General features: G+C 51.5%; 23 protein-coding genes and 1 tRNA gene. 10 read left to right on the forward strand and 14 right to left on the reverse strand.

Features of this window, described 5'->3' with window-relative positions:
* Positions 1-6 precede the first annotated feature (6 nt).
* The 8 genes from AAGA79_RS07255 to AAGA79_RS07290 all read right to left on the reverse strand — a co-directional run bounded on the left by AAGA79_RS07255 (position 7) and on the right by AAGA79_RS07290 (position 7,931).
* Complete coding sequence (locus tag AAGA79_RS07255) at positions 7-2,037, reverse strand: protein-disulfide reductase DsbD family protein (protein ID WP_411828107.1); 2,031 nt, start codon at positions 2,035-2,037, stop codon at positions 7-9.
* A 119-nt stretch (positions 2,038-2,156) separates the two neighbouring features.
* Positions 2,157-2,408 (reverse strand): YMGG-like glycine zipper-containing protein, encoded by a 252-nt coding sequence (locus AAGA79_RS07260; protein ID WP_411828108.1) that lies wholly within the window; start codon positions 2,406-2,408, stop codon positions 2,157-2,159.
* 88 nt (positions 2,409-2,496) lie between these two features.
* Positions 2,497-3,861 (reverse strand): NAD-dependent succinate-semialdehyde dehydrogenase, encoded by a 1,365-nt coding sequence (locus AAGA79_RS07265; protein WP_411828109.1) that lies wholly within the window; start codon positions 3,859-3,861, stop codon positions 2,497-2,499.
* A gap of 90 nt (positions 3,862-3,951) precedes the next feature.
* A complete protein-coding gene (locus tag AAGA79_RS07270; protein WP_411828110.1) occupies positions 3,952-4,521 on the reverse strand; it encodes a type 1 glutamine amidotransferase domain-containing protein in 570 nt (189 codons plus the stop codon).
* Positions 4,522-4,672: 151 nt separating this feature from the next.
* A complete protein-coding gene (gene bioB / locus AAGA79_RS07275; RefSeq protein ID WP_411828111.1) occupies positions 4,673-5,644 on the reverse strand; it encodes a biotin synthase BioB in 972 nt (323 codons plus the stop codon).
* Positions 5,645-5,682: 38 nt separating this feature from the next.
* Positions 5,683-6,354: a hypothetical protein gene (locus AAGA79_RS07280; RefSeq protein ID WP_411828112.1), complete on the reverse strand. Its 672-nt coding sequence runs from the start codon at positions 6,352-6,354 to the stop codon at positions 5,683-5,685.
* Between the two features lie 84 nt (positions 6,355-6,438).
* Entirely contained in the window at positions 6,439-6,780 is a 342-nt protein-coding gene (locus AAGA79_RS07285) for an FtsB family cell division protein (RefSeq protein ID WP_411828113.1), read from the reverse strand.
* 53 nt (positions 6,781-6,833) lie between these two features.
* Positions 6,834-7,931, reverse strand: coding sequence for a M42 family metallopeptidase (locus tag AAGA79_RS07290; RefSeq protein WP_411828114.1), 1,098 nt, complete (start codon positions 7,929-7,931; stop codon positions 6,834-6,836).
* Positions 7,932-8,028: 97 nt separating this feature from the next.
* Between AAGA79_RS07290 and AAGA79_RS07295 the strand changes: the two genes are divergently transcribed.
* Genes AAGA79_RS07295 through AAGA79_RS07310 form a run of 4 tightly spaced genes read left to right on the forward strand, consistent with a single transcriptional unit; the run spans position 8,029 to position 11,405 of the window.
* Entirely contained in the window at positions 8,029-8,754 is a 726-nt protein-coding gene (locus AAGA79_RS07295; protein WP_411828115.1) for a L,D-transpeptidase family protein, read from the forward strand.
* Positions 8,751-9,962 carry a tryptophan synthase subunit beta gene (trpB, locus tag AAGA79_RS07300; protein WP_411828116.1) on the forward strand — a complete coding sequence of 404 codons (1,212 nt, stop codon included), beginning with the start codon at positions 8,751-8,753 and terminating at the stop codon, positions 9,960-9,962. Before AAGA79_RS07295 ends, trpB begins: the two co-directional genes overlap by 4 nt.
* Positions 9,963-9,992: 30 nt before the next feature.
* Positions 9,993-10,673, forward strand: coding sequence for a peptide-methionine (S)-S-oxide reductase MsrA (gene msrA / locus AAGA79_RS07305; RefSeq protein ID WP_411828117.1), 681 nt, complete (start codon positions 9,993-9,995; stop codon positions 10,671-10,673).
* A 57-nt stretch (positions 10,674-10,730) separates the two neighbouring features.
* Positions 10,731-11,405 carry a ubiquinone/menaquinone biosynthesis methyltransferase gene (locus AAGA79_RS07310; RefSeq protein WP_411828118.1) on the forward strand — a complete coding sequence of 225 codons (675 nt, stop codon included), beginning with the start codon at positions 10,731-10,733 and terminating at the stop codon, positions 11,403-11,405.
* Between the two features lie 49 nt (positions 11,406-11,454).
* Here AAGA79_RS07310 and AAGA79_RS07315 read toward each other — a convergent pair whose 3' ends face one another.
* The 3 genes from AAGA79_RS07315 to AAGA79_RS07325 all read right to left on the reverse strand — a co-directional run bounded on the left by AAGA79_RS07315 (position 11,455) and on the right by AAGA79_RS07325 (position 13,422).
* The gene (locus AAGA79_RS07315) at positions 11,455-11,790 is read right to left on the reverse strand and encodes a zinc ribbon domain-containing protein YjdM (RefSeq protein WP_411828119.1); all 336 of its coding nucleotides are present in this window, start codon (positions 11,788-11,790) and stop codon (positions 11,455-11,457) included.
* A gap of 38 nt (positions 11,791-11,828) precedes the next feature.
* The gene (gene der, locus AAGA79_RS07320) at positions 11,829-13,226 is read right to left on the reverse strand and encodes a ribosome biogenesis GTPase Der (protein ID WP_411828120.1); all 1,398 of its coding nucleotides are present in this window, start codon (positions 13,224-13,226) and stop codon (positions 11,829-11,831) included.
* Between the two features lie 119 nt (positions 13,227-13,345).
* A tRNA-Asp gene (locus tag AAGA79_RS07325) sits at positions 13,346-13,422 on the reverse strand.
* Positions 13,423-13,587: 165 nt separating this feature from the next.
* On the opposite strand from AAGA79_RS07325, the gene AAGA79_RS07330 reads away from it, so the two are divergent.
* The 4 genes from AAGA79_RS07330 to AAGA79_RS07345 all read left to right on the forward strand — a co-directional run bounded on the left by AAGA79_RS07330 (position 13,588) and on the right by AAGA79_RS07345 (position 16,742).
* Positions 13,588-14,187, forward strand: coding sequence for a lipoyl protein ligase domain-containing protein (locus AAGA79_RS07330; protein WP_411828222.1), 600 nt, complete (start codon positions 13,588-13,590; stop codon positions 14,185-14,187).
* A gap of 61 nt (positions 14,188-14,248) precedes the next feature.
* A complete protein-coding gene (purC, locus tag AAGA79_RS07335) occupies positions 14,249-14,989 on the forward strand; it encodes a phosphoribosylaminoimidazolesuccinocarboxamide synthase (RefSeq protein ID WP_411828121.1) in 741 nt (246 codons plus the stop codon).
* Positions 14,986-15,459 (forward strand): hypothetical protein, encoded by a 474-nt coding sequence (locus AAGA79_RS07340; protein WP_411828122.1) that lies wholly within the window; start codon positions 14,986-14,988, stop codon positions 15,457-15,459. Before purC ends, AAGA79_RS07340 begins: the two co-directional genes overlap by 4 nt.
* 47 nt (positions 15,460-15,506) lie before the next feature.
* Complete coding sequence (locus tag AAGA79_RS07345; protein WP_411828123.1) at positions 15,507-16,742, forward strand: competence/damage-inducible protein A; 1,236 nt, start codon at positions 15,507-15,509, stop codon at positions 16,740-16,742.
* 42 nt (positions 16,743-16,784) lie between these two features.
* Here AAGA79_RS07345 and rnr read toward each other — a convergent pair whose 3' ends face one another.
* From rnr to AAGA79_RS07360, 3 genes are all read right to left on the reverse strand, one after another.
* Complete coding sequence (gene rnr / locus AAGA79_RS07350) at positions 16,785-19,115, reverse strand: ribonuclease R (protein ID WP_411828124.1); 2,331 nt, start codon at positions 19,113-19,115, stop codon at positions 16,785-16,787.
* Between the two features lie 475 nt (positions 19,116-19,590).
* Positions 19,591-20,403, reverse strand: coding sequence for a hydrogen peroxide-dependent heme synthase (hemQ, locus tag AAGA79_RS07355; protein WP_411828125.1), 813 nt, complete (start codon positions 20,401-20,403; stop codon positions 19,591-19,593).
* 21 nt (positions 20,404-20,424) lie between these two features.
* On the reverse strand, positions 20,425-21,519 hold the full coding sequence (locus AAGA79_RS07360; protein ID WP_411828126.1) for a hypothetical protein: 1,095 nt from the start codon (positions 21,517-21,519) through the stop codon (positions 20,425-20,427).
* Between the two features lie 186 nt (positions 21,520-21,705).
* On the opposite strand from AAGA79_RS07360, the gene glmM reads away from it, so the two are divergent.
* Both glmM and AAGA79_RS07370 read left to right on the forward strand, forming a co-directional pair.
* The gene (glmM, locus tag AAGA79_RS07365; protein WP_411828127.1) at positions 21,706-23,043 is read left to right on the forward strand and encodes a phosphoglucosamine mutase; all 1,338 of its coding nucleotides are present in this window, start codon (positions 21,706-21,708) and stop codon (positions 23,041-23,043) included.
* On the forward strand, positions 23,040-23,738 hold the full coding sequence (locus tag AAGA79_RS07370; RefSeq protein WP_411828128.1) for a hypothetical protein: 699 nt from the start codon (positions 23,040-23,042) through the stop codon (positions 23,736-23,738). The genes glmM and AAGA79_RS07370 overlap by 4 nt, the downstream gene beginning before the upstream one ends.
* Positions 23,739-23,759: the final 21 nt, after the last annotated feature.

A 23,759-nucleotide genomic window follows, 5' to 3' on the forward strand; every position in this document is an offset into this window, starting at 1 on the left:
TGCGCTTTATTGCGCTTTCTCGAAAAGATCCATTAGTATGCCGGGTGTGAGCACTTCCTTGGTAATGATTGGTTTTTCACCGGGATTTATCAGGACGTTGACCGGGATGGCAGTGCGGCCCAGTTCCTGAAGTTTTGCCTCTATAGTTGGATCGGGGCGGGTCTTGTCGGCTTTGAGAAAGACGATGCCTTTTTCCTTGGCCAGGCTGAGGACATCATCGGTATAGGCTACTTTCTTGTTTACCTGACAGGTTACGCACCATTGGGCGGTAAAATCGATGTATACCGGGGTGCCGGATTCCATCAACTCATCGACCCTTGCCTGCGACCATGGTTCCCAAAGATCATTTGGCTTCGGAGGGAAGGCCAAAACGACGCCGGATATGGCAAAGGTGGCGGCTAGAATGATACCGGTAGCTCTCGCTTTGCCTGATTTATGGGGCAGGAACCAGCGGCCATAAATCCAGCCAGCTGCTGCAATCATACTGAGGCCAAGGAGGGGCATCAGCAGGTATTCCTGTCCGATAAGTCCCGAATATACCCAGAGTAGATAGGCCACGGTGGCAAAGAGAAGAAAGGACATGGCTTGCTTGAATGATTCCATCCACGGACCAGGGCGGGGGAGCTTTTCTACAAATCGGGGGAAGAGGGACAGGAACAAATATGGGAGGGCTAGCCCGAGGGCCATTGCTGCGAAGGCAGAGAAGAACTGGAGAGCTGGCAGGGCCATTGCCGCACCGATAGCTGCGCCTAGAAAAGGGGCAGAGCAGGGGGTAGCTACGACCGTTGCGAGGACGCCTGAGAAAAATGAACCCGCGTGTCCTGATTTATTCTGAAGTTTCCCACCGACTGATGTTGCGGAAGTACCTAGTTCGAAAAGTCCGAACATATTGAGGGCGAGGATAAACATCAGGAGCATCAGAACGAGAACCACCCATGGATTTTGCAATTGATAGCCCCAGCCGATTTGATCTCCACCTGTTTTGAGCGCGGCGGCACGGACAACGAAAAGAATGCCGCTGAGCACGCCGAACGAGGCGATAACCCCCATTGCAAAGGAGACCCCATGAAGCGCGATTGAGCGACGGTCTTCACCTGCCTGTTGGACAAAGCCCATGATCTTCAGTCCTATCACGGGAAACACGCAAGGCATGAGGTTTAGAATCAATCCGCCGATAAACATTCCCCCAAGAATTGGGAGAAGGCTGGAAAACGAGATGGGCCGGGCAGCGGGAGCCGCAGCCGTTTTTTCTGTAATCAGAATGTTTTCTCCTGCCGTTAGGATTCCTGATAGTTTGTTATCTTGCCTGATGGGTTGATCCAGAAAGTCCGTCTTTTTTCTAGCGAGATAAATAATGGTATCGTCTCCATCGGTGGCGACTTCACCCTCCATTGAAAGAGGATTCAGATATGGCTGATCCGGGATGAACTCAGTGGGGGGCGAGGTAAGGTTTGATAAGCGGATGGATAGGAAGTCAGATCTGTTTTCATCCTCCGGAATTTCCACATCAAATGATCCGGTGAATTTGAGGGGTATTTGGCTCCTGGCCTGCGTGAAAAACTTCTGACGGGAAGTATCGGTTTTCGCATTGTTTTCGATCGGGAGGGAAAGTTTAAAATCGGCGTTCTCATTGATGCAGGATAGTTTGCAGATCTGCCACTTCGCGGAGGCAGCAATTTCAAACTTTTCCCCGACGGGAGCTGATTCCGAGGGTGTGATTACGACGAGAAAGACAGGGGATTCCGTGTAGATGAAGCTTTTACCTCCGTAACCTTCCTTTACCTGAGGGACAGGCCAATGAATCGGACCAGCAGTTGCCCCCTCCGGAAGTTTCCATGTGATTTGCGGGGGTAGTTCCACTCCACCCGAATTCTTATAATAGCTGTGCCAGCCAATAGGATGCTCCAGCTTCAACGCTACAGTGAAAGGTTCTCCCGGTTCTACCGCAGAAACCTCAGGAACCAGTGTGGCCACGGAGGCCACCTTTTCGGCTGAGAGGAATACCGTGGAAAATAGGAGTAGGAGAAGGGTTCGCATTTGGAGTGATAGGTTTGTGTCTCTTGTTGGGAGTGTCAAAGCTCCACTTTCATCCCAAAAAGAAAGCCGCAGGGATAAATATCCCTGCGGCTTCAAAAGAAATTTAATAGATCTGCCGATTAACGGTATCCGTATTGTTCTTGGTCTCTCGCATTTCCGTAGACTGCACCGGCACCAGCACCGGTGGCTCCACCGATAGCCGCACCTTCAAGGCCACGGCCGGATTGATGACCAATGATACCACCCGCTGCCGCGCCAATAAGGCCACCTGTTACAGCGCCTTTTTGTGTGTTCGGTCCGTTAGGGGCTGCACAGTTGCTCAGCGAAATTGCTGCGATGCCGGAGGCGAGGATAATGGATAATTTTTTCATGATTATATTTTTGAGATATCTAAGGGATAGGCTGGTATGACGGGATTTCAAGGCGATTATTCAATCGATTCTGCAAAATTCTCAGATTTTATTCAGTCAGTTGGTTGATAAGTTTTCGGTTCACGAATTCGAGAATACCCATCTCGGAAAGCTCGCGACCATAACCTGAGTTCTTGGTTCCTCCGAAGGGGAGTTCCGCCTGGGATTTGGTGGATCTATTGATGAAAACCATTCCTGTATCGATTTGCCGGGCCACCTCGTGCGCGCGCTCGATGTCGGTTGTGTGGACGGAGCCACCGAGGCCGTAGGAAGAGTTGTTTGCGAGTTCGATAGCCTCAGCTTCGTCCTTGACCACGTGAATTGTGGCAACCGGTCCGAATAACTCCTGATCGAAGGTGGGGTTCTCCGGAGTTACTCCTGTGAGAATGGTGGGATTGAAGAAAGCACCAGGACATTTCGGACGATCGCCTCCCAGGATAGCTTTCGCGCCAGCACGGATTGACGAGGTCACCTGTTCTTGAAGTTTTACTGCAGCCCGCTCTGTGGAAAGGGGACCCACCTGGGTTTCTTCATCCATCGGATCGCCCATTTTCATCTTGGCCATTCCTTTTTTCATTCCGGCAATGAATTTCTTAGCCAAGGGTTCGACGACGATAAAACGCTTGGCGGATACGCATGACTGACCGGTGTTGACCATGCGGCCTTTGATTGCTTTCTCGACAACTTCCGCAAGGTTGGCCCCTTCGAGGATGATGAATGGATCGTTTCCACCGAGTTCAAGAACGGAGCGCTTGATGTTTTTACCTGCTATCGAGGCAACTGAAGCACCTGCGGGTTCACTGCCAGTCAGGGAAACTCCGCGAACCTTCTTGTGGGAGAGAATCGGCTCGATGAATTCGGTGGGGATAAAGAGGTTTGTATAAACTCCTGACGGGAGGCCTGCTTCGAGTAAAAGTTTTTCGATCATTTCCGCACATTGCGGCACGTTGCTGGCGTGTTTCATCAAGACCGTATTCCCAGCCATGATATTAGGAATGGCAAAGCGAATGACCTGATAGAAAGGGAAATTCCAAGGCATTACACCTAAGAGGACTCCGAGAGGTGTATGCTGAACATAGGCCCTTGCTCCCTCGACATCGATAGCCTGGTCTTTCAGGAATTCTTCGGCATTTTCGGCGTAATACTCACAGATTTTTGCGCAGTATTCGATTTCGTATTGGCTTTCCGAAATCCGTTTACCCATTTCCAAGGTTATGATCTTCGATAATTTCTCAGCATTTTCGCGGAATATCGATGCGAGTCTCACGATGATATCCTTGCGTGATGAGAAACCTAAATCCTTCCATTTTGCATAGGCGTCGTGGGCGTGATCTACTGCAGATAGCGCCTCTTCTTTAGTAATTGGCTGGTAACTCGCGAGTTCTTCTTCGGTAGCTGGATTGATGGATTTCATAAAAGCTGTAAAAAATATTAGGAATAGAGAAACGGCTCAAGGTCAATCCTTGAGCCGCCGTGAAAAATGCCGGGTTCTGGCGGAAAGAGGTTAGGCAGTTTGGAGCCTATGTTTACCTTCTGCAAATTCTTCCACCGCCTTTGTGCAAAAAGCCGGAATATCATCGGGATTACGGCTCGTCACCAGTCCTTGGTCGCAGTACACTTCCTCGTCTACCCATTTGCCGCCAGCGTTTTCGATGTCGGTTTTGAGCGATGGCCATGAGGTGAGCGTCCGCCCTTTCAATACGTCTGCCTCAACCAATGTCCATGGTCCATGGCAAATGGCAGCCACAGGCTTGTGCTGTTCAAAGAATGAGCGAACGAACGAAACCGCTTCTTCGCTGCCCCGCAGTGTATCGGGATTGTGAACGCCTCCCGGAAGAATCAAGCCATCGTAATCGTCGGCTTTTACCGAATCCACGGTATTATCCACCTTGAAGGTGTCTCCCTTTTCGAAATGATTGAATCCCTGTATCTCACCTGATTTCAGCGAAATTACGTGAACTTCTGCGCCAGCACTTTCAACTGCTTCTTTCGGCTTGGTGAATTCAACTTGTTCGAAACCGTTGGTAACAAGGATTGCGATTTTTTTATCCGATAAATTGTGTTTGGTCTTCATCCATAAACCCAAAGCAATAAGAATACCGACTGATTTTCAATGAGTTACAAAGAAACTGGCGTGGATTTTACTGCGCATTGCACAATGGATATTGCAACAAGCAAGGTAATGTCCGCGACACGGGTGGCGGTGCTAATCGCAAAAAACCGAATTACGCAGGAGCAGTTTCCAGTTCTTTTTGCGGGAGTTTCGGAGCAAGTGGAGAAAGCCCGAGCTTGGCCAAGAGAACTTGATCTTTTTCGACGCTCGGGTTCTTTGCTGTGAGAAGCTTATCTCCATAGAAGATAGAATTGGCTCCGGCGAAGAAACAAAGGGCTTGAGCTTCATCCGAAAGACGAGTGCGACCTGCGGATAACCGAACCTTTGCCTTTGGAATCGAAATACGTGTGACGGCGATCATGCGGACAATATCAAAGGTATCGACCTGTGGATTTTCCGCCAGGGGAGTTCCCGGCATAGGCATGAGGGAGTTGATCGGCACCGACTCAGGCTGGGGATCAAAGTTTGAAATGACTTCGAGGAGGCGGAGTCTATCGGTGATGGTTTCGCCGAGACCAAGAATACCGCCACAACAGACCGACATTCCAGCGTCCTGAACGTTCTGGATGGTCCGGAGACGGTCCTCATAGGTGTGTGAGGTCACGATGTTCGGATAATGCTCAGGGGAAGTATCAAGGTTGTGATTGTATGCGGTGACGCCGGCTTCCTTAAGTTGTTTTGCCTCTTCCGGGCCGAGTTCACCAAGGGTCACGCAGACTTCCATACCGAGCTTAGAAACATCCTGGATGATATCAATTACTTGATCGAAGCGCTTTGTGCCACCACGTACTCCACGCCATGCGGCACCCATGCAGAACCGTGTGGATCCTGTTTCCGCAGCGACTTTCGCGCGCTCAAGAATATCGCATTTCTCCATCAGGCGTTCGGAATCCACCCCGGATTTGTAACGTGCCGACTGGGCGCAGTATGAGCAGTCCTCAGAACATCCGCCGGTTTTGATGGATAGCAGGGTGCAGAGCTGGACTTCCGGCTGGTCCCAATTGTCCTCGTGAACCTGACGCGATTTCTGGATGAGTTCGAAAAACGGAAGTTCGTGGAGGGCTTTGAGTTCGGTGAGATTCATTTGATGTAAATTTTAGAGAAAGTTGGTAAGAGGAGCGGTTAGCGAATCCAGCCGCCATAGCCCTTCGGCATTTCGCCGCGACCAACCATGGTGTAGACGGTTTTGCCGCGGGATCCCTCAAGAGAGAGACCGAGTTTGCTTTTCCAGACCGCTGACATGGATGAGCCGGTGTGGCATCCCCAGGATTTGCAGTATGCGCTTTTCGCGAAAATGGAGGAGCGAAGTTTTGGCAGGTCGCGCTCGTGGAGAACGGCTACGGAAGCGCCCATGATCTCGTTTCCATAATCAAACATGAAGGCGGATTTGTTGGAATGGCCGAAGTAATCATAGGTGACGACGGAGCGGCTGGGGCGGGAATTGATTTTAGAAATGTAGTCGCTTGTGGAATCAAACCAGATCAGCTTGCAGTTCCGTTTTGTCGCCTGTTCCTGTATCCAGGTCGTGTATGGCTTGCCGTCTTCGCGGCCACGTGTGACGTAGCCTGGTTTGTAGACGAGCCAAACGAGAGGTGCTTCCTTGCCATATGCGAGACGGATTTCCGCCATGCGGAGAGTAGAGGCTCGGACGAAGTTGGCCCACCAGCGGTCATGCTGATCGTCGGGAACTCGGAAGTCCTCCCATTGTCTAAGTGCGGGTCCACCACAGACGATGACGTGTTCGGCTTTCGCGAAACCGGTGAGAAAAATAAACAGGAACAGGATTGTCTTCATTGCGCGAGGCATGGCGGAAAATACGTTGATGGGGGTCCCGCGGTCAATGGGGAACCGATCCGAGTGTGACAAAGCCGCTACAATCTAACGGTTTGGATCAAATCGGAGAATGCGTTCACCCTCGCGATAATAGTTCAGGCGGTCGCGGGCCTGGACCTCAAGGAATGAATCATCTTCGCGAAGGGCGAAAAGTTCGATTTGTTTGTGCTCTTTCTTTGCGATGACGGCTTCCTCCGCTTTTTGGATATTGCTGAGTTCCCCGAGAAGTTCCTCATATTTGCGTTTCTGAGGAACTGCTGTGGCTGCAATCAGGAGGCCGAAGGCAACCGCGAGTCCGATATAAAGAAATCTGGATACACCTTTGAAAATACGCGTTGTGGCTTCGATCCGCGCGATCTTTTCGTGGGTGTATCTTTTCTTTGCCATCTCTGCGGGGATTCAACACTGCGGGTTCCTTAATGTCAAGAATGCCGAAGTTTCTAAATGAAGCGGGTAAGCGATTCAACGGTCGCCTCGTCGAGCTTTTGAGCTAGCTCAATCGTAAGTTTCAACATTGCAAGGTAATCGTCGATATCGATCACCGAGTTGTGTGAATGAATATAACGCGCCGGCACGCCCAGCACCAGACATGGGATTCCAGCATTTGCCTGATGGAGAGCTCCCGCATCCGTACCGCCGCCGCGGCGGACAGTCACCTGATAGGGAATGTTCGCGCTTCGGGCAGTTTCGATTGCCAGTTCAGCGAGGCGGGGGTTTCCGATAGCGCTCGGATCGAAAAGGCGGATCTGAACACCGCTGCCAAGTTTTCCCTGGCTGTCCAGGGGGTTGAAGCCCGGTGTGTCATCGGCAGGAGGGCCTTCCAGAACGATAGCTACGTCCGGTTTTACGAAATTGGCCAACGTGCGGGCGCCTCTGAGTCCTACTTCCTCCTGAACGCTTCCTGCAAAAACGAGCTCATTGGGGTGCCCCGAGTCAGCAAGCTCTTGTGCTGCCTGAATGACACCCGCCATACCGACGCGGTTGTCAAAGGCCTTTGCCATATAGAAATTCTCCTTATGAAGCGGTGTGAAGAGTGACATTGGGGCAATGGGATCGCCGAGGGAGATTTTAAAGTCATCTGTTACTTCCCTGCGCGAGCATGCTCCGATATCAATAAACATCGCTTCCACCGGAATTGGCTGTCCGCGTTCTTCGATAGGTAGGAAATGGACTGGTTTACTGCCGATGACACCGGTGATCTTGTCTCCGTTGCGGGTGAGGATTTCCACACGTTGCCCCAGCATCACCTGGGTCCACCATCCTCCGATGGTTACGAACTGTAGGAATCCATCCAAGGTGATATTCTGGACCATGAACCCGACCTCATCCATGTGACCTGCTATCAATACACGTGGGCCATCATCACCTTCCGCGCATATTACGGAGCCGTTCTTGTCAGTTGCAAGTGGGCCAATGTCTGAAAGTTCGTCCACAAAGATTGCCCTAACCTCGTCCTCATGGCCGGATACGGAATGTGCTTCAGTTAGTTCTTTCAGGAGGGAGATGGCTTTGGCTCGCATGCGCGAATCGTTGCTCAAATGCGTGGAAGTTGAAATTTAATTTTCAGGCACTTTCTCTTGGTTGTTATTGCTGGATGTGGTTGCGCGATCGTGGGAATGGACACACATTACCTGCGTGAAACTGATTCTATCATTCCTAACATTTCTCTTCTGCGGACTCAGCTATGCCTTCGAGCTCCCATCGGCATCCAGTCAGTGCATTGTGGGAATTGCCGATGATTGGAACTCCACCCATGTGACCCTCTCATACTTTGAGAAAAACAGCGCTGGCTGGCAACAGGTCGGTGGAGAATGGAAAGGTCGTTTGGGTAAAACCGGATTGGTCTGGGGCAGGGGAATTCACCCTAGTCCTTCCGGAGCGACTCTGAAGAAGGAAGGCGATGGAAAATCTCCGGCAGGTGTATTTGATCTCGGTGGAGTTTGGGGAGCGGCGGAGAGCGTCAAAAAACATCCAAAAACCTTCTACCATCAGGTAACTTCGCGCGATCTATGGGTGGAGGATGGCGGTTCCAGATATTACAATCAGTTCCTCACCCTTGATCATGAACCCGCAGAGGCTTGGGAGAAGAAAGCTCAAATGAAGCAGAACGATTATCCACAATCGCTGAAGATGTTCATTGCCCACAATCGGCCACCGAACGCGGTGCCTCATGGCGGTTCCTCGATTTTCTTTCATATTTGGAGAAATGGTGGAGAAGCCAGGACCGCGGGATGCACCACAATGGTGGAAGAAAGGCTACGCTTCCTCATTGCAAATGTTGACCCAAGCCGCAGGCCGCTTTACGTCCTGTTGCCCCGCTCGGAATATCAAAAACTAAAACCAGTTTGGAAACTACCATGAATGCTACCACAACACCGGACAGCACCGGACACTTCGGCCAATTTGGAGGAATGTTCGTTCCCGAAACGCTGATGACTCCTCTTCAGGACCTGGCGGCAGCTTACGAGCAGGCAAAGGCCGATCCTGAATTTAAAAGGGAACTCGATGATCTCTTGAAAAATTACGTCGGACGTCCCACTCCGCTGTATTTTGCAGAGCGCTGGACTGAGAAACTTGGTGGGGCGAAAATTTACCTGAAGCGTGAGGATCTGCTCCATACCGGAGCTCACAAGATCAACAATGCGATCGGGCAGATCCTTCTCGCGAAGAGACTCGGCAAAACACGGATAATCGCAGAGACGGGAGCAGGTCAGCACGGTGTTGCTACTGCAACAGTTTGCGCCCGTTTTGGGATGGAATGCGTGATTTATATGGGTCAGGTGGATATGGAGCGCCAGGCACTGAATGTGGCAAGGATGAGGCTCATGGGAGCCGAAGTCCGCTCTGTCACTGCTGGCCAGGCGACGCTGAAAGAAGCTGTAAGCGAGGCTATGCGCGACTGGGTTGCATCGGTGGAAAACACCCACTATATCATTGGTTCCGCGCTGGGTTCACACCCGTTTCCTATGATCGTACGCGATTTTCACCGCGTGATCGGTATCGAGGCTCGCGAGCAAATCCTTGAGCGGGAAGGAAAGCTGCCGAACATGCTGGTGGCTTGTGTCGGGGGTGGATCGAACGCAATTGGTCTCTTTCATCCGTTTCTGGATGACGAAAATGTTCGTATGGTTGGTGTGGAAGCTGGAGGTGACGGAATTATTCCAGAGCGCCATGCCGCTCGTTTCCAGGGAGGGAAACTCGGAGTTCTCCAAGGCACCAAGACATGGCTTTTGGCTAACGATGATGGCCAGATCGAGCTTACCCACTCCGTTTCGGCCGGTCTGGACTATGCTGCGATAGGTCCGGAGCACGCATTCCTTCAGGAGGCTGGTCGTGTGGAATATACATATGCCACAGACGATGAGGCCTTGGAGGGTTTCAAGGACCTTGCCACCACTGAAGGGATTATTCCTGCGCTCGAAACCGCGCATGCGATGGCCTATGTGCTGAAGATTGCAGGTTCGCTTCCGAAATCGGATATTATAATCGTCAATGTTTCCGGACGTGGTGACAAGGATATGGAGCAGGCCATGAAGTATCTCTTCAAGGACGGTAATCCACTGGAATAAACTCAGAACTGCGCAATCTTATGTGAGTATATGAAACGAAAACTCACGACCTTAGGAATAGCCAGCTTACTGCTGGTGACGACCGCTTGTTCACAGACCAAAACCGACCGTACCGCACAAATGGAAGCACAGAAAGATATTCAGCCAGTAGAAGTCCCGATTAAAAACGGAAAAGCGCGCGCCTATTTTGCAAGTGGCTGTTTCTGGTGCGTCGAGGCTGTTTACGAAAGCGTAGAAGGTGTGGATGAATCGATCTCCGGGTATAGCGGTGGACATACGAAGAACCCTACCTACGAGGCCAGCAATACAGGAAAAACCGGTCATGCAGAGGCCGTGGAAATTATTTATGATCCGGAAGTAGTGAGCTTTGCTACCTTGGTTGACGTGTTCTTTGGCTCGCAGAATGTGACACAGGTGAATGGGCAGGGACCGGATCGTGGCTCTCAATACCGTTCAATCGTTTTCTATCAAAATGATGAGCAGAAGAAGGTCATCGAGGATAAAATCGCAGCTCTCAATAAGGAGCTGGCACCGGATGAGGTAGCCGCAGAAGTACTTCCGTTTGAGAAATTTTGGGAGGGTGAGGATTATCACCAGAATTATGAGAAATTGAACCCGAACAATCCTTACATCAGGGGTGTATCGGTTCCTCGTTTGGAGAAGTTCCAGGAGAAATTTCCAAAGATCCTGAAGAAGGATGCCAAACACTGATCTTTACTTAATCAGGATTGGACGAAGCGGGAAGGATGGCACAATCTACTTCAGCTGATGCCTGATCCTATTTACGTCCGAAATGCCTTTGCCCGCATAGCTGATCGCTATGTGATGACCAATCACGTGTTGTCTATGGGAATGGACTTCTGGTGGCGACATGTCGTCACGAAACGGATCAAAGCACTTCGTCCCGGGAAGCTGATGGATGTAGCAAGCGGGACAGGGGATTTGGCGTTGAAAATTCAGGATGAGATTCCCCAGTGCGAAGTAATGGCTACGGATTTCTGCGCTGAAATGCTGGCCCATGCCAGCTCGCGGGGGGTTCGGAAAACACTGGTTGCTGATGCACTGGATTTGCCTTTTGAGACTGATGAATTCGATGTGGTGACCGTTGCTTTCGGACTCAGGAATATGGGGGACTACGAGCTGGCTCTGAAAGAAATGCGCAGAGTTCTCAAACCCGGCGGGCACTTGTTCATCCTCGATTTTTCGTTGCCGGAAGGAATTCTCCGCGTTCCATATCGACTATACCTTCATCATGTCTTGCCCAAGCTTGCGGGTCTCTTAACTGGTGAAAAAGATGCCTACGAGTATCTGGGAGACTCAATCGAGCAGTTCCCGGCTGGGGATAAAATGATCCAGCTACTGGAAAGGACCGGCCTGCGCGACGGCACGGCTGACCCACTCACATTCGGAGTGGTGACAGTATATGAAGCCGTAAAACGTTAAGAACCTTTCAGCAAATCCGCTCCAGGTAGAAACGGAATGCGAACAAGGCCTAGCTGTTCACCTTCTTAACGAACTGAGCCTTGAGAGCAATCGAGAGACCATTCATCTTACAGTCAATTTCGTGATCTCCTTCACGTAGTCGGATAGGCTTCGATTTTGTGCCCGTCTTGAGAGTTTCGGAAGTTCCCTTAAGTTTAAGGTCTTTGATCATTGCGACGATGTCCCCGTTCTCCAAGACGTTGCCGAAGGCATCTTTCACTATCAGCTCTTCAGGAGCCGTATCTTCGACGGAAGTTTCTGATTTCCATTCATGGCCGCAGGTGACGCATTCATTGTGATCGGCAAGGACGAGGATCTCGTCCATTGTGCAAAGTGGGCATTCCATAATTCAAAAATGTTCGTTCAGAAAGAATGGGTGGAAGATCAATGACCTTGGTTTTTCTTTTTCGGTGGCTCCCATTCCCTGCGTGGGCGGGAACGTGGAGAGAAGATGATAGGGATACCGGGGGCCGGATGAGCTTCGCGAAACTGATTGGACAGATACGCCTCGTATGAGTCTTTCATCAGTGCCTTGTCGTTGACGAAGAGCACGATGGTTGGGACAGGAACGACGGTGTATTTTTCGTTCAGCGCTGTGGTAGCGTAGAAGAGTTTGAGACGCTTGAGTTTGTTGTCCGTCGGCGGTGGATTCTTCTGCATTGCTGTCTGCAGAATACGGTTGAGCTTTCCTGTGCCGGGGATGTCCTGCGCACCATTTTTGATGGCAATTGCCTGCTGAAGCACCTTCTGGGTAGCATCTCCTGTTTTAGCGGAACAGGCAACGAACGGTGCGTATGAGAGGAAGAAAAGCTCACGGCGAACGTGTTCCTCAGCCTGCGCGATGCGTTCCTTGTAGTCAGCACCCGGGTGATAGAGATCGAATTTATTAAGAACGATTAGGCAGGGCTTTTTCTCGTCGAGAATGAGCTGCGCGATTTTGCGGTCCTGTGCGGTGACTCCTGCGGCGAGGTCGATGACCAGAACGCAGATGTCCGTGCGTCGAATCGCTTTCTCGGTGCGGATTGCGGAGAATACTTCAACGGAATTATCCCGCTTGCCACGAGGGCGAAGTCCTGCGGTATCGATCAGAGTGAAATTCTCACCGGAGAAGGTGTAAGGAAGGTCGATCGCATCGCGGGTGGTCCCGGCGATTTCTGAAACGATTGTACGGGCATCCTTGAGAATCGCGTTAATGAGGGAGGATTTACCAGCATTGGGGCGGCCAATAATGGCGATCTTAATACCGACTTCGATCACTTCCTCCATGATTTCCTCTTCCTCGGTGGCGAGAGGTTCAAGGACCTCGTCCATGCGGTCTACCAGCTCGGTGAAGTTTCTGCCGTGCTCAGCTGAAACGAACACGCTGTCCGGAATGCCGAGTGTAGTGAAATCGGAGTGTGCGTTCTCGTGTTTGTCGTGATCGACTTTGTTGAGAACCAAAATAACAGGTGGCTTTGCTTTCCTGAGTTTTTGGGCAAGTGCCTGATCAATCGAGGTGAGGCCTTCCTGTGCATCTACGAGGAAGAGGATCAGGTCCGCTGTTTGCATGGCGATATCCGCCTCGATGGTGACCTGCTCCCCGAAACCGTCATCGAGGGTGGCACCGATACCGCCGGTATCGATAAGCGTGCAAGGTCTACTGGTGATGGAGCAAGGAGCGGCAATCCGATCCCGGGTAACTCCGGGTTGATCGTGAACGATGGCAATTTTGCGGCCTGCAAGGCGGTTGAAGAGCGCGGATTTCCCGACGTTCGGGCGGCCTACGATAGCGACGGTGGGCATACTGGTGGAAAATGTAGATTTGAAACGACCCACTTCAACTGAAGAAGACAGGCATATAAAGAAAAACCCCGCCGAAGCGGCTTTTAAAGGCCGGTTGGCGGGGTCAACTCGAACGGAGATGGCGGAGCGGACGGGGCTCGAACCCGCGACCTCCAACGTGACAGGCTGGCGCTCTAACCAACTGAGCTACCGCTCCATCCCGTTCGGGTGCGGGAAGCTATGGACCGGTCTGGCTTTGTGCAATATCTTTTTTGAGTAAAATTACATTTTTTTCCGGGGCCTTTATGGCACGCTGGTTTCGGTGATATTCGATAGCTTAGATGTGTGGTTTGATCCGGTTGCGCGAGCTGGGCCGGAGGCAATGGCGGTGGATGAATGGCTGATGGGGGTTGTGAAAATTCCTCTGTTGAGGATCTACGGATGGGACGGTGAATGGGGGAGCCTGGGATACTTTTCCAAGTTGGATGAGGCTGTGGCTGATTTTCCGGGGTTACGCTTCGTCAGGAGATGGACGGGTGGCGGTATTGTCGATCACAGGGAGGATTGGACCTACAGCCTGGTGATTCCAAACGGTGGCGGCGGATCCGATCTAAAGCGTGGTGAAAGCTATCGGGCGATCCACGAGGTTCTTTCGGGAGTGCTTTGTAAAGAAGGCAAGCTGAGCGAGCTTGCAGGATGTTTGGAAACTGATGGAGGGGTGTGTTTCAAGAATCCGGTAGAATTCGATGTGATGAATGCCTCCGGGGATAAAATTGCCGGTGCTGCCCAAAGGAGGGGGAAAACCGGTTTGCTTCACCAAGGTTCCGTTGCCTCGGCTCAAGCGGGAGCCGAGAGAGGTAAGGCCTTCGCCGCAAGTCTGGCGCGTGAGTGGAATGAGGTGGCGCTGGAGCCGTCCGCTGAGGAGCTAAGTGCGTTTGTGAACGTCAAATATGGTAACAGAGTCTGGTTGGAGCGGTGTTAAGGTCGCTGGAAAGACCTGAGGGAAAGTGATCGAGTTTCTTTCCCGAGCTTGACCGGTTTCAATGGAAAACTTACCACAGGTCATGCAGCCAATTTACGAGGGGAAAGCAAAGCGCCTTTGGGAAACAGAAGACTCAGATACTTTGAGAATGGAGTTCAAAAATGACGCCACTGCTTTCAACGGTGAGAAGAAAGCCAGCTTCGAGAGCAAGGGTCGTTTGAATAATTCCATCAGCACACTTATCTACCGCTATCTGGAAACCGTAGGTGTTCCGACCCACTTCGTAAAACAGTTGGACGATACGAATGTTATCGTAAAGCGTGTGGATATTTTGATGGTGGAGGTGATTGTCCGGAATGTTTCAGCCGGTAGTTTCTGCAAGAGGACAGGAGTGGAGGAAGGAAAGGCGTTTTCCCAACCGATTATCGAGTTCTCATACAAAAGCGATGAGCTGGGCGATCCGCTGATCAATGATGACTACATCCGTGAGATGCAACTGGCGACTCCCGAGGATCTCGTGCACTTGCGTGAATCAGCTCTGAAGGTAAATGAAATTTTGTCCGGCCTTTTTGCTGAAGTTGGCTTGAAGCTGGTGGATTTCAAACTGGAATTCGGTCGCCTGAAAAGTGATAGCTCGGTGATAGTTCTCGCCGATGAAATCAGCCCGGATGGTTGTCGCCTGTGGGATCTGAAAACTGGCGAGAAGATGGATAAGGATCGCTTCCGCAGGGATCTGGGAAATGTAATGGAAGCTTATGAGGAGGTTCTTGGCCGGCTCAAGGAAAGGCTTGGTGGAGAATGAAAATTTCTCTTCTCATAAAGTCCCTGGCTCCGCTGGTTGCAGTGTTTTTACTCAATAGCTGCGCAGGGACTGACGAACCTCTGGTGGTTTACCAATACACCATGAGGGATCAGACCGCAGATTCCGGTGGGGATCCGATGATAGAGCATGAGAAGAAGCGTCGTCTATTTGGTGCGGTAAGTATGGACGACCGCAGAGAGCGTCTCGGGCAGTACTATACAGTGCATTGGAATCTCCCTGAAGGTTCATCCGGTGACCGGGAGGTTATTTTCCTCTATCAACAAGGGAAGAGTGGAAGCCGCGTGAAAACGATGAAGCTAAAACTGCCTACCGAGAAAAATGACGGCATTCAGGAATTCGCGATAATCGGTGACGATTATTTCGAAAACGGACGGGTGTTGGCGTGGAAAATGAGCCTCAATGTGGGTGGTGAAACTATTGCCACACAGCAATCATATCTCTGGGAGTAATTTTAAATTTCCGGGAGTAATAATACAAAAACAGCGGGGCCTTTTCTATGAGGATTGAGATACTGAACACTGGGACGGAGCTGCTGCTGGGGAACACTCTCAACACGCATGGTGGATGGTTTGGCAGGGAATTATTTCTGATGGGACTGCGGGTGGCCCGTCAGGCGACCGTGCCCGACGGAGATGCGATTCGTGAAGCATTCGAAGAAATGGTGGATCGAGCTGATGCGTTGATTATTACCGGTGGGCTGGGGCCGACTAGTGATGACCTGACTCGAGAAATTGTAGCTGAGACGTTAGGTTTGGATCTTCATGAGGATGAGCACGCTCTTAGGACGTTAGAAACATTTTTCCGGATCCGTAATAAACGGATGGCTGAGGCAAACTTGAGGCAGGCCATGGTACCTGTTGGGGCGGATGTGCTGCCAAATCCGAATGGTACGGCTCCCGGCCTTTATCTTTCACCCCGGATTAATTCGAGATCAAGGTGCGCGATATTTTTACTACCGGGCCCGCCGAGAGAGCTCTACCCGATGTTCCATGAAGAGGTTGCCCCGCGGCTTCGGGCATTGTCAGGGGTGGATGTTCTACCTGTGGTTTCAGAGCTGAAATTCACCGGAGTAGGTGAAAGTGATTTCCATGAGAGCGTGGATGATGTGCTGGCTGCGACGGACGGATTGGAATACGGTTATTGTTCCCGGATTGGAGAGGTGGATTTACGCCTGATTGGCAGTAGCGAGGTGGTGGAAATGTCGAGGAATTTGGTCCTCTCCCGTTTTCAGGATAATCTGATAAGCGATAATGGGAAATCGCTCGAGGCGACAGTTATACGAATGCTATCCGAGCGTAAAATGACCTTTGCTACTGCAGAAAGCTGTACCGGCGGCTTGATTGGACATCGATTAACGAATGTGCCTGGCGCCAGCGAGGTATTCACACATGGGTGGATCACTTATGCTAACGAAGCGAAATCCGGGCAGCTTGGAGTTCCAGCTGAAATGATTTCGAAACACGGGGCCGTGAGTGAAGAGGTAGCCAGCGCGATGGCGGATGGTGCTCTCAAGGAGAGTGGTGCGGATATTTCCGTTTCGGTAACAGGCATTGCCGGGCCGGGCGGCGGAAGCGATGAAAAACCTGTAGGAACGGCTTGGATTGGACTCGCCCGGAAAGGCGGGAATACTATCACTAGGAAAGTTTTTCATCCCCGCAATCGACGGGACTTCAAGGAGTCTGTCAGCCAGTCCGCACTGGAGATGGTGCGAAGAAATCTCCGGGATATCTAGCGGCACCGCTTTTCAGGCGGCAGCCGCTTCGACTGATATAAGCTATCTGCTCGATCGGCGTCTTGAGCTGCCCTGTTTCTTGGAAGAGGTTCTTCTGGAGCCGGAGGATTGCTTGCCCGCGATACGGGTATTGCTTTTCGGAGCCGGTTTTCCGGATGCTCTGATTCCTTCTGTGGTGGGCGGTCCGGCAACTGCGAAGTCCACGAAGCGTTTGATCTTATCGATCGCGACGATTCTCAGAGGTAATTTCATGCCCAAGGCCAAGCGTTGGCCGTCATAGGATGTCCATGCTGCGTTATGACTTTCGAAACGCCATTTCGAGCCAGATGGAAGATCCTCCCGTTTTACGACGCCGCGGACGTTCATGTCCGGGATTTCGACCATTAGGCCCATCGGACGGACATCTGTTATGACGCCGTTGAATGTGGTTTCCTCGCCGGAATCCTTGGATTCGTTGAGTGAAGCGACAAGTTCCAGGTATTCGAGGAGTTTGATCTGCTTGGTCTCTGATTCCGCCTCGGACGAGGTGCGTTCCGTGTCTGAAATATGGCGGGAAATATCGCGCAGTTCATTTTGGGATGGAGTGCGGTCCGGGCTTTTCGGCCTGTTTTGCAAATAGGGCTGAAGGGAGCGGTGAACGATGAGATCCGCATAACGGCGGATGGGTGAGGTGAAATGGGTGTAGTCGGTCTTCGCCAGGCCATAGTGCCCGAGAGGATCGGCAGCATATGCCGCGCGTTTCAGGGATTTCAGGAGGCCGAGTTTGATTGTGTGCTCCTCTGGTGTGCCTTTGGATGAATCGAGCAATGCTTGGATGTGCGAGCGGTTGGTGAGATCACCAGGTTTGTAGCCATGCTGTTTGGCGACTTCAGTATAATCGTCCAAGCGTGATGGATCCGGGTCTTCGTGGATGCGGAAAATGGAAGGTTTCGAGCGTTCGCGGAGAATTTTAGCAACCGATTGGTTGGCGATGAGCATGCATTCCTCCACAAGTTGGTGGGACGCCGTGTGAATGACAGGAATTGCATCACAAGCGCGACCATTTTCGTCTAGCTTGATCTTGATCTCAGACATTTCCAGATCGAGGGCGCCGTTGGCAAAACGGTTCTTCCGGAGGAGTGATGCCATCTTCCAAGCCTCTTTCACCGAGTCTTTCAGTGTGGGGTCAGAACCTTTCGGCGCAGGTTTTCCATCAAGGATTGCTTGTGCCTGCTCATAGGAAAGCTTGGCACGGGAGTGAATGACTGCATCGATAAATTTGGTATTGATGACATGGCCTTCCTTGGAAATCTCCATGACCGCGCATTTTGTGAGGCGGTCCACATCCGGCTTTAGCGAGCAGATTCCATTGGAGAGCTCGGTTGGAAGCATCGGGAGGACGCGGTCTACGAGGTAGGTTGAGTTTCCGCGCTCGCTAGCTTCCTTATCCATTGGGGAGTCAGGTTTGATGTAATGTGATACGTCCGCAATGTGGACCTCAAGTAACCAGCCGCCGGCTTTGGTCCGGGCGATGTAGATGGCATCGTCGTGGTCCTTTGCGTCAGCTGGGTCGATGGTGATAATGAGTTTTTTCCGGTGATCCGCACGACGGGCGATCTCTTCCTCGGAAATTTCCTCGGGAACTGCGCGGGCTTCGCGAAGAACGTCTTCCGGAAATGAAGTGCGGAGGCCGAAGCGAGCGATGGTCGAGAGGATATCAACTCCTGCATCGCCGGGCCAGCCGAGGACTTCGATTACACGTCCATTGGGATCGGATGACGGATTGTCCCAGTTCTCCAGATCTACAACGACTGTTTGGCCGGGCTCAGCTGTGGTATCCCCAATGATATTGATGCGACCTTCGAGGGCTTTGTCATCGGTCTCGACCCATGCAAATTTGGATTTCCGCTTGAAAACTCCGACAATTCGGCCGGAGCGGCGGGAGAGAATTTCTGTTACTTGTCCTCGCATTTCCTGGTCATCCGGAACCGGACCGCGCTGGCGGGGTTTCTGGCTGGGTTGAAGCGGAGTGATCCGGACTTGATCACCATCAAGTGCTGTATCCGTCTTGTCGCGGGGGACGAAGATGCGGGAATGCACGGTGAAATCGATTCCTACGGCCTCGTTGTCAGGGTCTCCGATAATCGGGTAGAAGAATGCGTGGCCGTTCGGAAGGAATTTGATTGAGCCGGTGAGGGAGTTTTTTGAAGGAGTTTTCAGAGTATAAAGGTTTTTTGCCCCAAGTGTGATTTTATCGTCGTCCGTGAGGGTCTTGAGTGCGGTTGAAAGTTTGCTTTTTTCCGTAACTTTTAGTTCCAGTTGGCGGGCGATCTGTGTGCGGGAGAGGGGTTTTTCCGGATTTAGACGGAAGAGTTCTAGGATTTCTTGGTGCATGAAAATGTTAAAGGCTGACCACGGATTTGTGATCGAGAGTAAGGGATGGGGATCGTTTAATAGCCGGAGAGTGAGGGTGGTTTGCGGCTGGAAAACAATATGTTCCAGTGCGACTCCGGGAATCCCAATGAGATATCACTGCGAACAGAGTATTCGCGGGACTTTCGGAATGCAAGGAAGTGTTTTTTATGATCCAACTTACTGGAGCTGTGTGTTTTACGAGAAAGCGGTTCGTTATGGAAATGTGTTTCCCCTCGGATGCTCAACTAATGAAACCTCACCCTGTGAATGGAATTTGCACAGGGGGAAGGTATCAAAGTTTCTCCAAAACCTCTTTGAGTGGCTGTTGGTCACGCTTTTGAAAACGCTCCTGCTTGCACCCGGATAAGATGCAGAGGATCAATAGAACGCTAATTGTCCGGATCATCGGGGACATTAGCATAGTAGTGGATGAATTAAAGTTTGTGATCGGTGTCTACAAGCAGACCCGCTGGAAGAGATCGTTCAGGGGGAGCTGAAGAGCGATATAGAAATCGCCGAATTCCGCGTAGCGTGCGGAGACTTCATCAAAGCGCATTTCGTAAACGATGGATTTGATCTCGGTGGTGTCCTTTGCGAAAAGTGTGACCCCCCATTCCTGTTCGTCGAGGCCGGTGGAACCGGTGATAAGCTGAAGGATGCGGCCTGAGTAAGTGCGGCCTACACGTGCGTGCCCTGCCATCAGTTCACGACGTTTCTCGTAGTCGAGGGAATACCAGTTATCATTGCCGGAACGGCGTTTCATCATCGGGTAGAAACAAATGATCGGCCAATCAGGGAGGGTAGGGTAAACGCGATATGAGCGATAGTGGGCCATGCGCTCGTCAAATTCCTTGAGAGCGGCTTCGAATTCCTCGCTGCCTTCTGTGAGTCCTTTTTCGCCGATAACGGTCTCCGCGGTGTATTGCTCACGGGTGGTGGTGTATTCGGACGGCTCGGTCAGGGAGAAGTAGGAATACGATGGTGTGAGGATCTCGGGGCCAAGCGAGAGTGAGAGTTGCTTCTCATAGCTGTTGGCCATGTGAAGATCCGGAGTAAGCAGCATGAAACCAATATCGGCCCTGGGTGAAACGACCGAGAATGTGAGTAGCTGGGTATCTGGAGTGGCGCGGATTTCCTGGACCAGCTCTGTGAGACGGACTTTTGCCTGGCGCTGTTCTTCGTCGGTCAACATGGACCAGTTTGCGTGGTCGATGTGGTAATACAGATGGAGAACGTGCCAGCCTTCTTTTGGTGTAAGTGGTGTCATTTTATAAAGATAATTTTGAGTTTAGCGAAGCTGGGTTGAGATTTCTGTTTCGACGATGAGATTCAATTTGTCCCGGCCCGCGTTTGCATCGGATGTTTCGAAAATTTGAATAACCCACGGTGGGCTTTCGCCGGTTTGATAGGCTGTGTGCATACCTTTGTCATCAAAACCCGCAGTGGCTGCGATCTCGAGTTCCTGCTTCCCGTTGAGTTCTTTAGTGATCGGGTCGCCAATTGCAACGCCGTTTTCATCACGGAACAATACGCGGATCGCGGAGGATTTTGATGAAACTTTCAGCTTTGCTGCAGGAATTAGCAATGTTCCACGCTTGATGATGTCCCGGCTATCTCCGCTGGTTACAGGCTCCCGCCAGTAGGTTGATAGCTCGTTGATTGTGACGAGTTCACCTTTTACCGGCATTTCGAGTTCTTCTGCTATGAGGGGTTTCGTCGGCACGCTGCTGGTGAAGTGCCAGATGGAAAGTAAGCCAGCTAAAAGTAGGATCACGGCAAGTGAAGCGATGCTTATTTTCTCCACTTTGGATAGAGATAGGCTGGGTTTCTGAACCTCGTCCGGAAGCGTCTTTTCTTCGGGGATCTGCTCGGGTAAATTGGCCGACTCTTGCCCGGAGTCTTCCGTCCGCATATCCTCGATGCGCTTATAAGAGGGCTCTTCGAAGTCCTCCAATTCACCGATGTCATCATGTTGAGGTGACTGCGGCTCTGGCTCTGGCTCTGGCTCTGGCTCTGGCTCTGGCTCTGGCTCTGGCTCTGGCTCTGGCTCTGGCTCTGGCTCTGGCTCTGGCTCTGGCTCTGGCTCTGGTTCTGGCTTCGAGCTAGAGGCTACTTCTTTCGCCGCGGATTTCTTCGGAATGGATTTTTTCGCGGTAGGCTTCTTTTTTTGTGAAATAGCCTGTTTATCCGCAGATTCTTCGACTTCTGAAGACGGGGTTGATTCGACTTTTTCCTCAGTTGCGGGCTCTGGTGCGGATCCGGCTTTTTCGGTAAGAGAGTCATCTCCGTCAAGGTCCCACAAATCGAGTTCGTTCTGGTCGTCCATGGCGGACTTAACTCTTTTCGGGTTGGTAGGTTTTTCGGGGGATGAATCGTTGCTCATAGCGTATTACCGGAGTGTTTTAGGTGCCTGAAATCAGCTTGGCGAGTGAAGAATGGAAACGGGGTGGACAGTGCACATACAGGGTGGGAGACAATTAGATTCGGACACGTCCGGTAAAGGGATTCGTCCTTGTTTACCCGGTGTGCAACAGACAGGATCACACCTCCCCGCGAGCGGGTTAATGAGATGGGAAAATTATTCGGAACGGACGGCATACGTGGAAGAGCAGGAGAGTATCCTGTGACGGCAGAGATGGCAGAAAAGCTGGGTGCTGTGCTTGGCCAAATTTTCGGAACGACAGGCAAGGCGAAGATTCTGATTGGAAAAGACACCCGTGAGTCAGGAAGTATGCTCGAAGAAGCTCTCTGCAAGGGATTGGTAAATGCTGGCGTGGCTGCTGTGAAATTGGGCGTGGTGCCGACGCCTGCGGTAGCCTACCTAGTAAAGGAACTGGGCGCAGATGCAGCGGTTATGCTCACAGCTTCACACAATCCGTTTGAGGATAACGGGATGAAGATTTTCGGTGGAAATGGATTCAAGCTTCCAGACGAGATGGAGGCAGAGGTGGAGGGTTTATTGCTGGCTGTTGAAACGCCATCTGGTTTGGCGGGAGCTGCAGGATCTGTAAGCGAATTTCCCAACGGAGGCGAAGTCTATGCCGAGAGGGTCAAGGAGAGTGTGTCTGGAGTGGATTTCTCCGGGATGAAGATTGTTTTGGATGCCGGAAACGGAGCTGGATTCCAAGTGGGGGTTGAAATTTTCAAAGATCTTGGGATGGATGTAATCTCGATGGCTACCGAGCCCGATGGGAAGAATATCAACGCGGATTGCGGTGCCCTGCACCCCGGTAAAGCGGGCAGGATGGTCGTCGAGCACGGTGCTGATCTGGGCATCTCGCTGGATGGGGACGCTGACCGCGTTATTTTCACGGATAAGGAAGGATCGGAAGTCAGTGGGGATCGAACCTTGGCAATCTGTGCCATGAGTTTGCTGAAGGCTGGCAAGCTTTCTTCCAACACAATGGTCGCTACGGTGATGAGCAATCTGGGATTGGACGAAGCGATGCGCCGGGAAGGTGTTTCAGTGGTCAGAACGGGCGTTGGTGATCGCTTGGTTTTGGAGCGGATGCGGGAGGAAGGAATCATTTTCGGAGGTGAAAATTCCGGGCACCTGATCTTTTCCGAATATGCGACTACCGGGGATGGCATTCTAAGTGCCCTTCAGGTCTGCAAGCTGATGGTGGAGTCCGGAGCTACGCTCAATGAACTGGCGGCGATCATGCGGGAGTATCCGAGCACGCTTCTGAATCTCCCTGTTTCCGAAAAGCCTCCGATAGAAAGTTTGGCAAAGCTGCAATGTTTGATTACGCAAGCAAATGAGGCCTTTGGCGATGAAGGGAGACAGCTGATCCGCTACTCGGGTACGGAAAAGAAAATCAGGATTCTAGTAGAGCACAGTGATGAAGCTGTGGTGAATGAATGGATTGGGAAGTTCAAGAAAGTGATTGAGGAGGAAATCGGATGAATGGGATTTCACAAGAAGGCTGGCCGCTCACTTTGACGCGTGCGTTTGAGAAATTTCCGATAGCCAACCGCGAACTTCATCATTGGTTGGAGGGAGCTGATCCAGAATTGGCTGCATTGATCGGAAGCTGCCGCTTTCCATGGGATCTTCTGGCTATCAACGAACATATCGTCGGGAAGCTTGAGCAGACAGAAATCGAAGGGAGTGTGCATCCGGCCGCAGTGATCGAGGGTATAATTTCCCTGGGAAAAGGATCGCGAATTCTTCCGGGAGTTTACATCGAAGGAAATGTTGTCATCGGTGAAAACTGCAAAATCGGCCCGAACTGCTACATCCGTGGAAATACCAGTATAGGGAATAACTGTCACATCGGGCAATCGGTCGAGATCAAGAATAGCCTGATTCTCGATCGGACGAATGTCGGACATCTATCATACGTTGGGGATTCGATACTCGGTGAAGGGGTTAATTTCGGCGCCGGGACCAATGTTTCCAATTTGCGCCACGATGGGGCGAACCATCGATCAATGACGGAGGAGGGACTAGTGGATACGGGAAGAAGAAAATTTGGTGTGATCGTGGGAGACGGTGTTCATACCGGAATAGGGACAATGATCTATCCCGGGCGAAAAATCTGGCCGGAAATGACCACGCTTCCCGGAGCGATTGTGGAAAGAGACTTGCGCCCTGACTGAAAAATCTAGAATGAAGAGAAA

The sequence above is a fragment of the Luteolibacter sp. AS25 genome (genome assembly GCF_046736275.1).
In the GTDB taxonomy this organism is placed as follows: domain Bacteria; phylum Verrucomicrobiota; class Verrucomicrobiia; order Verrucomicrobiales; family Akkermansiaceae; genus Luteolibacter.

Excerpts from the sequence above, each read along its gene's own strand:
- AAGA79_RS07255 (WP_411828107.1), bottom strand. The coding sequence starts at position 2,037 with ATGCGAACCCTTCTCCTACTCCTATTTTCCACGGTATTCCTCTCAGCC.
- AAGA79_RS07260 (WP_411828108.1), bottom strand. The coding sequence starts at position 2,408 with ATGAAAAAATTATCCATTATCCTCGCCTCCGGCATCGCAGCAATTTCG.
- AAGA79_RS07265 (WP_411828109.1), bottom strand. The coding sequence starts at position 3,861 with ATGAAATCCATCAATCCAGCTACCGAAGAAGAACTCGCGAGTTACCAG.
- AAGA79_RS07270 (WP_411828110.1), bottom strand. The coding sequence starts at position 4,521 with ATGAAGACCAAACACAATTTATCGGATAAAAAAATCGCAATCCTTGTT.
- bioB (WP_411828111.1), bottom strand. The coding sequence starts at position 5,644 with ATGAATCTCACCGAACTCAAAGCCCTCCACGAACTTCCGTTTTTCGAA.
- AAGA79_RS07280 (WP_411828112.1), bottom strand. The coding sequence starts at position 6,354 with ATGAAGACAATCCTGTTCCTGTTTATTTTTCTCACCGGTTTCGCGAAA.
- AAGA79_RS07285 (WP_411828113.1), bottom strand. The coding sequence starts at position 6,780 with ATGGCAAAGAAAAGATACACCCACGAAAAGATCGCGCGGATCGAAGCC.
- trpB (WP_411828116.1), top strand. The coding sequence starts at position 8,751 with ATGAATGCTACCACAACACCGGACAGCACCGGACACTTCGGCCAATTT.
- msrA (WP_411828117.1), top strand. The coding sequence starts at position 9,993 with ATGAAACGAAAACTCACGACCTTAGGAATAGCCAGCTTACTGCTGGTG.
- AAGA79_RS07310 (WP_411828118.1), top strand. The coding sequence starts at position 10,731 with ATGCCTGATCCTATTTACGTCCGAAATGCCTTTGCCCGCATAGCTGAT.
- AAGA79_RS07315 (WP_411828119.1), bottom strand. The coding sequence starts at position 11,790 with ATGGAATGCCCACTTTGCACAATGGACGAGATCCTCGTCCTTGCCGAT.
- der (WP_411828120.1), bottom strand. The coding sequence starts at position 13,226 with ATGCCCACCGTCGCTATCGTAGGCCGCCCGAACGTCGGGAAATCCGCG.
- AAGA79_RS07330 (WP_411828222.1), top strand. The coding sequence starts at position 13,588 with ATGGCGGTGGATGAATGGCTGATGGGGGTTGTGAAAATTCCTCTGTTG.
- purC (WP_411828121.1), top strand. The coding sequence starts at position 14,249 with ATGGAAAACTTACCACAGGTCATGCAGCCAATTTACGAGGGGAAAGCA.
- AAGA79_RS07340 (WP_411828122.1), top strand. The coding sequence starts at position 14,986 with ATGAAAATTTCTCTTCTCATAAAGTCCCTGGCTCCGCTGGTTGCAGTG.
- AAGA79_RS07345 (WP_411828123.1), top strand. The coding sequence starts at position 15,507 with ATGAGGATTGAGATACTGAACACTGGGACGGAGCTGCTGCTGGGGAAC.
- rnr (WP_411828124.1), bottom strand. The coding sequence starts at position 19,115 with ATGCACCAAGAAATCCTAGAACTCTTCCGTCTAAATCCGGAAAAACCC.
- hemQ (WP_411828125.1), bottom strand. The coding sequence starts at position 20,403 with ATGACACCACTTACACCAAAAGAAGGCTGGCACGTTCTCCATCTGTAT.
- AAGA79_RS07360 (WP_411828126.1), bottom strand. The coding sequence starts at position 21,519 with ATGAGCAACGATTCATCCCCCGAAAAACCTACCAACCCGAAAAGAGTT.
- glmM (WP_411828127.1), top strand. The coding sequence starts at position 21,706 with ATGGGAAAATTATTCGGAACGGACGGCATACGTGGAAGAGCAGGAGAG.
- AAGA79_RS07370 (WP_411828128.1), top strand. The coding sequence starts at position 23,040 with ATGAATGGGATTTCACAAGAAGGCTGGCCGCTCACTTTGACGCGTGCG.